The 12,987-nt window shown below is 45.7% G+C and carries 7 protein-coding genes; 2 read left to right on the plus strand and 5 right to left on the minus strand.

Going from position 1 to position 12,987, the window contains the following annotated elements; all coding sequences use genetic code 11:
- From RIC19_RS19675 to RIC19_RS19695, 5 genes are all read right to left on the minus strand, one after another.
- On the minus strand, positions 1-268 hold a 268-nt coding region (locus tag RIC19_RS19675), incomplete at its 3' end, for a hypothetical protein (RefSeq protein ID WP_350180073.1).
- 310 nt (positions 269-578) lie between these two features.
- Positions 579-3,245 (minus strand): T9SS type A sorting domain-containing protein, encoded by a 2,667-nt coding sequence (locus RIC19_RS19680; protein WP_350180074.1) that lies wholly within the window; start codon positions 3,243-3,245, stop codon positions 579-581.
- A gap of 113 nt (positions 3,246-3,358) precedes the next feature.
- Positions 3,359-4,171: a hypothetical protein gene (locus RIC19_RS19685; RefSeq protein ID WP_350180075.1), complete on the minus strand. Its 813-nt coding sequence runs from the start codon at positions 4,169-4,171 to the stop codon at positions 3,359-3,361.
- 4 nt (positions 4,172-4,175) lie between these two features.
- Positions 4,176-5,423 carry a hypothetical protein gene (locus RIC19_RS19690; protein ID WP_350180076.1) on the minus strand — a complete coding sequence of 416 codons (1,248 nt, stop codon included), beginning with the start codon at positions 5,421-5,423 and terminating at the stop codon, positions 4,176-4,178.
- 616 nt (positions 5,424-6,039) lie between these two features.
- Positions 6,040-6,564 carry a DUF4920 domain-containing protein gene (locus RIC19_RS19695; protein ID WP_350180077.1) on the minus strand — a complete coding sequence of 175 codons (525 nt, stop codon included), beginning with the start codon at positions 6,562-6,564 and terminating at the stop codon, positions 6,040-6,042.
- A 380-nt stretch (positions 6,565-6,944) separates the two neighbouring features.
- Between RIC19_RS19695 and RIC19_RS19700 the strand changes: the two genes are divergently transcribed.
- Together RIC19_RS19700 and RIC19_RS19705 are read left to right on the plus strand one after the other, a co-directional pair.
- Positions 6,945-8,426 (plus strand): ArnT family glycosyltransferase, encoded by a 1,482-nt coding sequence (locus RIC19_RS19700; protein ID WP_350180078.1) that lies wholly within the window; start codon positions 6,945-6,947, stop codon positions 8,424-8,426.
- A gap of 199 nt (positions 8,427-8,625) precedes the next feature.
- Positions 8,626-12,954 (plus strand): T9SS type A sorting domain-containing protein, encoded by a 4,329-nt coding sequence (locus tag RIC19_RS19705; protein WP_350180079.1) that lies wholly within the window; start codon positions 8,626-8,628, stop codon positions 12,952-12,954.
- Positions 12,955-12,987: the final 33 nt, after the last annotated feature.

Genomic DNA, 12,987 nt, shown 5'->3' on the forward strand with positions numbered 1-12,987 from the left:
GCGGCGATCCGCGGACATGGGACAGTGAGGAGCTCCGGATGCAATTTGGCGGTTCGGAATCGCTGGAGATTAGCCACACCGAGTCGAAATGTGCAACACGCTCTTCCATAGCAAAGGCAGCAGAAACCGCTTCTTTTTCCCAACAGGGGTCGTAGTTGGCACAAGATGAATCTGTGGGGTCATAGCATTCTTCGTCTTCCTTCCTACAACCGCTTGCCAGCAGTAGGGCCAGTGCCAGGATGAAGGCAGGATGGATTGCTTTTTGCATGGTATTTTCCGTTTTTGGCTAATCTTTAGAATAGAATTTATTAATGTAGGTTTTGTATAGGACATGGATTAGGATTTTTTGCCAGATCAAGACCTGTCCCGCCAAACAGCGGGAGAACGCCCGGAATCTTGACTTCAGAAAGGGAGCCCTTTAACTCCCTTTCTTCGTGAAGCTACTAAGGTGAGGACGTGATGCAGAGCTGGTGAAAAAGACAATTAAGGGACACACAAAATTTACGGTAATAAACTCAAATGAAGATATCCCGTCATTGAAAGGAGTACTGACGGGATACCTCTTGTACAAGGTGGACTTACTGTTTGATTAGCCTAACAGTCAATGGTCCCTGTTTAGTGATTATTGTTATAATATATGCACCAGTCTGTAACTCTTTAGTGGAGAGGTCAAAGTTATGAACGCCAGATTCCAGGTAAGCGGCAGGTAATATTTCCTGAATCCGCTGCCCTTTTGCATCTCTAATTTTAGCTTCTACTCGTCCATCTTCAGGCAAATGTATTTTTAGTGACGCCTGATTAGATACAGGATTGGGATAGAGTTCTACCTGATATTCTGCGAGTTTCTCATAATCGATACTCGCTATGCCCAATTTAGCTTCTGAAGCGATCTGTTCATTAACAGCGGCTTCTAGAAGTGCAGTCTCTTCATCCTCAGGCCCGGTACCTGACTCAGGCATGGCTCGCTTATTCAAATCGTACTTCTCATTACAAAAGTTGTCGACAAATTCAGTGGTCGCAGGTTTATATTCTTCTGTACATCCATTGGGGCTGGCAATCTTTAGTGTGATATTTGGTGCAATCTTGGCATCAGGGGATACTATGATATCTTTACCAGCGATTATCGAAACCGGAGATGATATGGGAGCCTGTAATTCAGCACCTGCTCCGATCTCAATAGTCTCCCCGGCATATAAATCCCCTGTAAGTACCTGCGTGCCAGTAATAAACCTATTGAGTGGTATGTTAACAAACGGAGTGCTCCAGTCATACCCTGGCTCGGAAGAGAAAACCTGATTAGTAGCAAATTTCCAAACGTGCAGTACATTTTGGGATTGTTCATTTGCATACATGTCACCCCGTTCAAAATTACCCATTACTTTTAGGGTGACGCGAAGCTGAGTATTGAGCCCTGTTGCAAATTCAAGTGCAATTTGCTCTAGGCAACTCAGGGGTATCCAATGCGTTCGATAAAGGCCTTTGCCTTCACTAAATAAATTGAAGTCAGAACCAAGTGCAAACCCAAGGCCTGCTGCGTCCTCAACCTCATTTCCTTCTTCGTCTTCTTTGAGTTCAAATGCCTCAATGAAAATGGCTGCTAATACTTCCGAGTCTCCTTGAAAGCCTGTTGCAGGATTAACCGCATGTGCTGGTGGTTGCTCCATCTTATAACGGTAATGAATATAAGGATAGCCATCAGGAAATAACTCAAAGGCATCATGATTGTAAGGGTCAACGAGTATATGCTGCCCCTGGTATTGTGCCAAAACTGGATGATCATTTGGCTGATAAGGGTCCCAATCACTCCATACTGGACTTTCTTGGTCGATTATGACCAGAAAATCTGATGGCGGCTCAGGGTCTGCTGTATATTTTAACTCCGGAGGCTCTAAGAGATTAAATACCCCCAATGCTTGATTGTATAAGGGATAATCTATTTCCGAGGAGGTGTTTAAGGGGTAGTTGTTTGAACCCGGTGTGAAAAAGGTAATTTCTTTTCGAAACGTACTGGCCTCAATATTCCCTTTATACCTCATGTTCATCTCTATCCCCATCGGACCGATCTGTAACTCTTGTTGCGTATCCTTCTTTCCACCAGTAACAAAAAAGTCCAAAAATGTAATCGCCGAAGTAATCCAGGGTAGTGCGGTCAGCCCTGATTTAAGAAAGCCCAGCGAAGCTGCGGCATCAGCAAGCTTTTCAACATCATCTGCTTTTTCCGCTTTGTCACTTACGCTCAATCCTGATCGCTCAATAGCATTCTTGACACTTGTAGTGAACCCTTTCATGTCCTTGTATGACTTCACTGACTTTTGGAGAGCTTTTTCATTAAAACCCGTAATTTCCTTCCAGCCCCAAGTGTGCTGCCCATGGACATCTTTGTAGGTTCCGTTGGAGCTGTCCAGAATGGGTGATGCAGTGCCAGTTGCTGTACCTTCCAAACTGATTTCAGCTGAACTAATCAAATTTAGCGATAGACCTAGTTTTGAGCCATGACCACACGCGCATGGGTCATACATCATTGGGAAGTCAGCGTATAGCCATCGACCAGGACCGTTCAGGAAACGGGAGCCCGAGAGAAACTGTACTTCATTTTCAAAGAAGCCTTCAATGGAAACCACTCCTTCTCCATTAGAAATAAAAGCAGTGGAAAGATCAAGCGTTGATGCTACCGGCCCTGTTGTGAAGCTAAGTGCTACTTCTGCTACATTAAATGGATGCTGCTGTTCTGATACTGCAATAAATACTCTAAGCACAGCCGTAAAGCGGTTGTAGAGTACTAAATAGGGGTAATCAACGGGTGTACTCTCTACACCATTCTCTGTGTAACCAAAGTCATATTTGATAATTTCCCAACCATCCTCAGGGGCATCCGTTTTTCCAAGGAAGTGATTAATTGGAATATTATCACCTTGGCTATACGGGGTTTGAATATAATCCTGGGGCAACACCCAAGAATTAAGGCAGTATTCAGGAAAGGGGGTATTCAGGAAAGGATTAGGATCTATCCAATTAAAGCGGTTAATCTTATCTGGTACTTCACAATTGAAAGGATTATAGGGGTCTGTGCGTATTTCTTTTACATCGCAGGGAGGCAAGCTAGTTTCGGACTCGCACTCAATGGATGAAAATAACATATAGCCACATTCTTGTTCTATGCTTTGATTTTGTGCTTTTGCCAAAAAACCTATCAAGCAACAAGTCATTACTACAACTCCAAATCGAAAGTATCTACTATAAATCATGGTAGGGGTTTTTATTTTTCAAAATCTTCATTAGGGTATCACCTTTCCGGGAGGCAGCTTAACCTCCCTGAAAGCAATGAACCGACAGGAAAATCTCTAGCGAGTGCTCTTGCTCAAAGCCTAACGCCCCGGAAGGTCGTTTCCGGCAGGAACTCGCTGACATTCTCCAGATTGCGCATCCGGAAGCGTACCGTGATTTCCTGACGATTTGCACTTAGCCGGGCAATGCCCTGAGGGGCAGAGCAGCCGGTAGTGGTTTCTAAGGAACCACGCCAAAAAGCATAGGCGAGATAGCCCGAGCCAACTGAGGTAATGACATTAAAGTCAAAGGTATTATTGCAGCCTGGGTGTATCCCTGTAATTTGAATCGTTGCGTGTGAAGCTGAAGGGGTACTCTCTCTCCAGAATATTTCCAGCTCATAAGGCTCATCCGGGTTGGCATCAGTGGCGCCGCGGTAGCGCCCAATAATCGCAGCTTCCGGGTGGGGTACGACAGTCAGGCGCCTTGTCAGAGAGTCAATTCCATCATCATCCGGGAAGCAGAGGGTATCCGGCTCACGCCATAGTGTAAGGCTAATCTCCAGCGATTCCGAACCGCCAAATTGCATCCGGAGCTCCTCACTGTCCCATGTCCGCGGATCGCCGCTCATTTGCCAGCGGATAGAATCGGCGGGCTGCAGAGCGCGCAGGCGTAAGATACCGCCTTCCAGTATCGTATCCGTGGGGATATGCCACACCGAGTCGAAATGTGCAACACGCTCTTCCATGACAAAGCCAGCAGAAACCGCTTCTTTTTCCCAACAGGGGTCGTAGTTGGCACAAGATGAATCTGTGGGGTCATAGCATTCTTCGTCTTCCTTTCTACAACCGCTTGCCAGCAGTAGGGCCAGTGCCAGGATTAAGGCAGGATGGATTGCTTTTTGCATGGTATTATCTTTTTTTGAGGTTATTTGCTCCTTTATTCTTCTCCATAAACTTGCGAAGCCGGGTGTTCTCTTGCTCCAGCTCTTTCAAACGTGTATCCATTTCAATGAGATGAAGAAAGAGCTCTTCGATTTTGGCCTGCTGATTAGCTGCCATACTGCCAAGCTCCAGCCCCGAAGCTTCAATCTGAGCTCCAGATGGGGTATTATGGAGATGCCCATACACTGCAATATGCTCTGCTACATCGGTTAAAGGCAATAGTTCATAACCCGGTGCAAAAACATAGTCACTCCATCCGGTTCGTACTCTGACCTCATTGCTCAATATCCCACCTTCAACAAATAAGCGGTAGGCACTGATATCATCATTTCCTAAAACAGAAGGTGTGAGTTCTGTTCCAATCGCTACATTGCCGTTTTCTTTCGCGAGAATAATCGGGTCTACTCCTCCGTAACTCAGGACAAATGTATGGTCTCCGGATAATGACAGCGGCTGCATATCCCACCAGCCACCTGACTGATTATCCAAACGAATTCCCGGTTTCTCTCCACTAATATGCAACTGGGCAGAAGGAGAAACTGTACCAATACCCACCGAACCCTGTGCATCAATTGTCATGCGGGTACTATTGCCTGAGCTCATTATGTCAGCAGTACCAGTGGCTACTGATAGTTTCCCATCGGGGCTACTAAAAATAATGGCACCACCTCCATTCCCCAATGAGCCGAAGGCAGCTCCAGCCAATGGACGATACCCCATACCTATATACCTTCCTTCCTCGCTGTAGCCCAGGTTTATTTGTCTGTTTTCTTTACCAATTGAGAAAGTACTTCCAAATACTCGTGCCCCTGTCTCGTTAATAGAAAAACGGCGCTCTGATCCAGATACCAGGTTACCCCTTACAAAATCTAATGCTGGACCTCCATCAATAATCCAGCCTAACGTTTCCGCCACACTTCCGTCAGGGTTAATCATCTTCTTTTCGAGCAGGAGGTTAGGACGAAATGGAGAAGTGAACCCCATGTTAATAAGACTGGGGGACTCTGTTTTTTCTACCTCGACCTCAAAGTTCGGAGCTTGGTTAGACAGGTGGACTTGTGCTGCAGGCATTGTAGTGCCAATTCCTATATTTCCACCACGGTAAATGTGGTCCATTGAATTAGCGTTTGAGGGCACCCATTGTTGCCCATGTGATGGTTGAATAAACCCAACAAAAATGCAAAATATGACCATCAAAGTGGATTCCGTCTTCATAAGCGATTGGTTTTGTTGCTAAGTAATATTATAGCCAATTGTATACAACAAATTTATCGCTATTGAGCTACTCATTCAAGGACAAACCTTCCCTTTTCTAACACCCCATTACAGAATAAAAAACGCACAAAATTGTATCTCATCATTTTGAAAATTATATCTACCTCAATACTGATTAAGCAAACCTCTATACCCATCTGCATTACAGCCCCTGCCCTCCAACTGATGCTATCATAAAGGTACTACACGGACTTAGAGCTTGTTTGGATTTCACACTTTGGGCTACTCTTGCCAAATTTCGTCCTGCTCTTCGTTGCTCTTCGATCACGTAGCTAAGGCTATGCTCCCTCATCACGCCTCGATCAGAACAAAATTTGGCGGCGTTCGCTCCAAAAGCAAAATCCAAACAAGCTCTTAGAGCCTGTTTGGACTTTAGTAATCGGGCTGCATTATCTTTAGGCAAAGTAAATCCAGAGCGACCTTCCTTACGGTTTGGCCCTTAATATTACAATCTAACCAATCGGCTTTACTGTGAAAATTAGGCAATAAAAAATCGCGACCGCAGCATCTGTTGCTCCGATCGCGATCCCGATTCCGTATGGAATACTACATCTTCCTAATCTTCCAGCAGCAACACACCGCTTGCCAGGAACTTCGTCTCTTTCTTCGACTCGGTGATGGCCTCAATTTCTTCCTTCGACTTGCCTGCATCTTCGGCGTAGTGGCGCAGTTCGTCTACCGGTGTTTCTTCCACAAAGGCGTAGCCATCCATAATGACCTTACGGCCAGCGATGTCCTTGGGCATGAAGAAGCCGTAGTCCTTAAAGCGCACCATGATGGGCTCTGCATCCGGATCGTCAGAAGCGATGGTCATCCAGCAGCCTTTTGCCTGGCAGACTTTCTGCACGGTACCGGTAAATTTGACGGCTAGAGAGTCGGCAGCTTCCGTTTCCATTTTGGTCTTTAAGGCTTCGTAGGGAATAGTGCCATCAGCCGTGATGGTTTCACCAAAGGTTTGAGGCGCTGCGGGTGCTTCCGTCTCGGTGGTTTCAGTCGTCGCTTCTTCCGCCGGAGCGCTTTCGGAATTACAGGAAAACAAGAGGGCAGCAAATGTGCCGGCAAATAATAATTTCTTGAACATAATTTCTAGGTTTTGATTTCTTTACGGCCTTTTGAGGCATAGCAGCGCAAAGATACAGGCTCTGTCTCAGGCTGCCAATTATATATGAAGGAATTGTCAGATGGAGTCCTGCAACTGGCGCATTGCCTTGGATAGACATGATGTCCCAAATTGCATTTTGGATTGTCCCTTCGGTCGCTTTTCCTTAGAGTTAGAATCCGGATAAACTTGAAACCAACCCGGCGGGACTTACTTCTGCAGGGTGACGGGTGTGAAGAAGTGGATGAAATCGGTCGGGTAAAAACAATAGCAACTAAACCTTTTCCAGGTTTCCCCTAACTTTACAACTGCTGGTGCATTGTGTATCAGAGCTGCCTAAATAAACCAAGCGCCTATCCTCCATGAAAAAAAGCATCGTCATTCTGTCCATCCTGGCCGTAGTCAAATTAATCCTTCAGCTCCTAGGCAACAGGAACTATGGCTTTCACAGAGACGAATTGCTACACCTGTCCGTCAGTGAGCACCTGGACTGGGGCTATATGGAATTTCCGCCTTTGATTGCCTGGGTAGGCCGGCTTTCCTACTGGCTGTTTGACTACTCCCTGATGGGGACGCGGCTGTTCCCCACCCTTGCCGGCGTGCTCCTCCTTATTTTGTGCGGCCTTATGGCGAGGACGTTTTCAAAGCAACCGTACGCGGTACTGCTGGCAGGCGTGTGCTTTCTGGCTTTTGTCCCGTTCTACCGCAATCATACGCTCTTTCAGCCCGTCGCTTTTGATCAGCTATTCTGGGGCGTGGGGTTTTACCTGATGATCCTGTTTTTGAAAACAGAAAATAAAAAATACCTGCTGCTCACCGGTTTTGCCTTGGGCCTCGGCTTGTTGACCAAGTATACGATCCTGGTATGGGCACTGGGGATTTTCACGGGCCTGCTCTTCCATAAACGCGGGAAGCATTTTAAAAACCCGTGGTTGTACGCTGCGGGCTTACTGGCGGCTCTCCTCTTTCTGCCCAATGTACTGTGGCAGTTGGAGCATAACTGGCCTGCCCTGCGCCACCTCGAAGCCCTTAAAGCAGCTCAGTTGGACGAAATTCAGCCGCTGGCCTTTGGTTTAGCGCAGCTGGAATCGCCCTTTACCTTTCTGATCAGCCTGACAGGGGTGTATTTTTTGCTAAAATCGGAAAGGTTCAGGCCCATCGGGGTCAGCGCTGTGGTCATTTTTGCGGCCCTGTGGATTTTGCAGGCCAAACCCTATTATGTCTTTGCCCTTTACCCCGTCCTGTTTGCGGCCGGAGCGGCACAGGTGGCTAATAGCCTGGCGGAAAAGCGTTGGTATTGGAAGCTGGGGATAGCGGTGGTGGTCCTGGCGCCTTCCATTCCATTTATTCCCTATGCGACCCCTTTGCTGGATATTGATGATTTCGAAGCCTACGCCCAGTTGGAGCACCGCGACGGCCGCGTTCAACTTACCGGAGACTACGCCGATATGTTTGGCTGGGAAGAGCAGACCGCATTAGTGGATAGTGTTTACCGGTCCCTAAGCGAAGCAGAAAAAAGGAACTGCGTAATCTGGGCAGAGAATTACGGGGAAGCCGGGGCGGTAAAGATTTTGGGCAAAAAGTATGGTTTACCTAACCCCATTAGTCGCCACGGCAGCTTTTGGTCTTGGGGCCATGGCAACGATAAAGCAGCGGTTTGGATCAGCCTGGGGAATAAAAAACCGTCCGTTGAGCAGGTGTTTGAAGAGGTAGAATTAGTGAAAATGATACACCACAAATACGCCATTGATGAAGAAAATGGGATTCCGCTCTACCTGTGCCGTAAGCCTAAACTGGATATTGAGCAATGGTGGAAGGATTATGAACCGCATATTTTTGATTGAGCGGGTAAAGGAGACGGTTACACTGCACCTACATGAAAGCAGCCCGATTTAAACGTTCTCCATAAAATGGTCCAATTTTGGCACGTTTGCCCTAAAATTAAGCAATGTGCATTGTCCTTTCAACTTTATAACGTATCTTCACACAGAAACAAATCAAAAGCAACTCCAATCAATTCACCATCAAAACAAAATTCTCTCTATGAAAAACTTACTACCCTTCAGAAACCCATCTATCCTTCTTGCTTTTTTTCTTGGCTTGAGTTTTCACTTCGTATCCTTTACAGGCAACGCTCAAACTGCATGCCAACTGACTGGTCAACCTGTAATTCTTCAGGATGATGCAATCATCAAGGGCATAGCCGAACAATATGATGGCTATTTAGAAGGTATTTATCTAATTGACATAGATTCAATAACCCAAATAACTTCATTATCGCCTGACTCTATCCAGCTTGAGGTTGGGCTGGAAGAGCTTCATGAATCCTTAATCCTTAAGGAAATACAACCTAACCTATACAGAGGAATTGACAGCAATAAGAAAGGATCGTTTTCTTTTTTCAATGGTGATTTATCGTTCACGCTTTTCAGGAATGACTCCTTGTTGCAACTTAAACCTGCGCCTTCCGGAATAGAAGGATTACAAGAAAACACATATGTCTTAATTAAAAAAGCCATAGAGGATACACAAAACTGCAATATTAATGGGCAGTTTACTATTGAAATGGGTGTTTTTGTTGATCAGGGGATTTATGATTATTACGAAAGCGAAAATGTTTTAGATGAAATGGCTGGAGACGTAGCTGATTTCCTTTCAAAGGCCAGTAGCTGGCTATTTGATAATGGAGTAGATGTCATATTTGAGATGAGAGGGCCATTTTTGCTAGGTGGAGGATTTAACTCTGCGTTTAATGCAAGCCAAAGTATGCAAATTAGTTGGCAAACAGGAGCTACTTCCTGTATCACCGCAGATATGCTTTATCTATTCACTTCCCAAGGCTTTATAAGTGGAGGCAGGGCCTATCCAGATTCATGGTGTATTAATGAAATAGATAACGGATTATTCTTCGATGAAATTCCTAATGCTATGTTAAACATTCCCAAAAATCAAAGAATACTATCTGCTGACGAGGTTAACTTTGTGCATGAAATTGTGCACGCAATAGCACGAGCTAATCATATTGATGAAAATGTATTTAACCAAGACCAAGAAAGCGATTTTGATACGCCAAGTTGTCCCGAATATGACGATCTGGTACTTGCTTGTGGGTCCGGATTTCTGCCTGCCCCTATGCTTTGTGATCAAGCAGCAGGTAGTAACAGTCTAGATTTAAGTTATCTTTCGTCTTGTACATGCCGCTTTATAGAGAACCTGTTTTCCAATAATAACAATACATGCCTTATTGACAATAATCAATATTACACCTACCCTTGCCTGGAATGTGATGTTCAAATATCCCTTGAAAGGAGTCAAAAACCTGTATTTGGTTGTGAAGGCAGCAATGAAATATCATATACTATAGAGGTTTGTAATCAGTGTGGCGATGGGGAATACAATATCGGCATTGAGCAGGCTAACTACCAAAGTGAAAATATCATTTCAACCAACATTTCAACCTATATTGAAGGCTTCAGGCGGAAATTTGATTTTGATGGCCTTAACCTTGTAGATGGGGAGTGTTACACTATTGAATTTAAGACTGAGCTTTTAGCCTTAAGCCCTCCTTCTTCTTTCGACATAGTTGTAGAAAAAGTAACAACTAATGTAGATGGTAATGGAAACACATCGACCATTGTCGAAGAAGTTGGTTCTTTAACCTCCTCAACTGACGCAATCAACCCACAAGATGCGAATGCTATTAACTTAAACGGCTTGTTTTCAAATTCGCCAATTGCTGGTAGTGCAGAAAGGTTTGGGGGTACATTATTGGTCACTGATGATTTCTATATGAATCTGGATGGGAACCAAAGTTTTCTATTCAAGCAGTGCGATATCATTATGTCAGAAGGCACAAAGATGGTAATTGAAGGGGAAGTAATTTTTGAAAACTGCAACATAGTAGGGTGTGGATCAATGTGGGATGCCATTCAGGTAGGCAAAAGAGGAAAAGTATTTGCCTTTGATAATTATATCTCAGACGCTATGAACGCATTTCGATTTCTGGATGGCGCTGAAGCTTCGGTTTATGATAACTCCTTTGAAAATAACAAAATTGGAATTTTCGTAAAGTCCGTTGGAGATGAGACCATTAATCTTTTCAATTTTTACGGGAACGAATTCCTTGGTACAGACTATTTATTGCCACCACTGCAAAATCAAAAAAGTGAAGCAGGAGTCAGAGTTAGGAATACAAATCTGACGGTAGGTGTATATAACTCCTCTCCTAATATTTTTAGAGGGTTGTACAATGGAATTTTCGGAATCAATTCTGATATTAGGGTAAACAACTGCCAATTCTATGACATTAAGGCTCCGGTTACCTTCGATATTAAAGAGGAAGGAGGCCAGGCGATTTATATTCGGAATTCACCTTCCAATAATGGCTCATTATTTGCTGTTGGCTATGAGGACAATACTATTCTGATAAGGGACTCGGACATTGGAATTGATATCCGTAATGGTTCATGTTGGATAGTAAACACTGAAATAACAAATGTTAAGCATGGCATTAGGCTTTCAGAATGTACTAATCGTTCGCTTAGAGTGCTCAGAAACAATATAAGGGCTGAACAAATTGGAATTGAACTTTCGCAAAATAATCCTATCAGTTCAATCCTCCTTGAGAATAATATTTTGGTAGATAGTCCAAGCTTGATAAATACTCAGGCTGCGGGAATACTATTGAATGACAATGCATTTACAGGCTCAGATTCCTATAATAAATACCGGCTATCGAATAATATTATCGATATAATCGGCAACGGCACCGGCATCCTCCTGGGCACCGGCCGCTACATCGACCTCAAAGAGAATGTGGTGCGCCTCGAAGGCAACAACGCCAACCAAACCGGTATTCAGCTTGAGGGCACCGAAAACGCATGGCTGCGCTGCAACACCGTGGAAGGCCCCGCTAATTTTGGCCCCAACACCATCGGTATAGATGGATTTGGCGCGGCCGGGACCTGGCTCGACTGCAACCAAACCAACAATACTTTCCGGGGCTTCCGCTTCAATGGCATGGGCGATGCCGTCCAATTCCGGGGGAATACCATGGGGGATCATTTCCATGGGCTGCTCCTCAGTGAAGATGGAGTGATCGGGCAACAAAATTATCACAACAACTACTGGTGCGGCAGCTATATGGATTCGGAGAATGGTGTGGAAGTCGGTGCCCGGCATTTGGGGATTCAGGAATTTGTCGCACAATCTCCTTTCTTCATTGACCCAAGCCTGATTGATCAAGGTAACTGTGCAGTACTGCCGGGCTGGGCAGCTTCGGGCGACTGGTTTGAACCAATTGCACTGGATGAAGAAGACACCAATTATTTCTGTTCAACTCCCAACTTCGATGCCTGTTCCAACGATGCCCCTACTCCCCCAACCCCACAGGAAGAAGACGAGGACATTCTACTCCGTAAGCTGGGCAATGGCACCTTTCAGGCCAGCCGTTATCAGAGTGCCCTGAAGTACACCGGGCAGCGCCACCTTTACAAGCGCCTGGAGCAGGAAAGCACTCCATTTAGCAACTGGAAGCTCAGTTTCCTGAATCAAGCGGGCTCTACTCCGGTAGGCGAGTACAACAGTATTGACCAAAGTATTAAAGAAGCGCTCACCCTGCCAGACACTACAGCGCAGTCCCTTGCCGCTCAGGATAGCACCCTCATGGAAATCATGGATGAACTATCTGGCATTGATGCCGCGCTTTCAGCTGAGCCTGCAACGGACACGGCTGCATTACTGCTCAAAAGGCGGGAAATACTAGCGAGCCTGGCTCTTCAGGATTCCATTGCCTGCAACCTCCGTGCAGCCGTTCAAAAAGAGCAGCAGGAAACCCTTTCTCTAATTGAAGCCGCTAACCAAAACGCCCCGGCTGATTCGCTGTACGAAGCTAATGAAAAAGCCTTCAATACCCTTGCTATCAAAGCGGCAGCAAGTATTGACAGCCTTTCCGGCTCAGAGCTGAATGCACTATTCAGCCTTGCAAATCAATGCCCGCTCTCCGGGGGCGATGCCGTCTTCCGGGCCCGCAGCCTTTACCGCCTTGCAGCTCCCACCTACCGTTTTGACAATGCTACACTCTGCCAACCCAGTGCTGCCTTGCGGGCGCCAAAAGCAACCGAACCGCTTGGCTTTACCCTGTTTCCTAATCCCACTTCAGGTCTTACGGTGCTGGAGTTTAGTACCTCAATCTCTGGCAGTGTCAGCGTTACTCTTTATAGTTTGCAGGGCCAGCTGGTACTACAGCAAACAGCAGGAGAAGGCGCACAGCATATCATCCTAGAAACAGCGGCTCTGCCCAGCGGGACTTACTTCTGCAGGGTGACAGGAGTTGATGGAGTGACCGTTGTGAAGAAGTTGGTGAAGTTATAAAGTGTGAGGGCTATCCGGAGCTTTAGCAGATAG

Source organism: Phaeodactylibacter sp., assembly GCF_040219495.1.
Lineage (GTDB): Bacteria > Bacteroidota > Bacteroidia > Chitinophagales > Saprospiraceae > Phaeodactylibacter.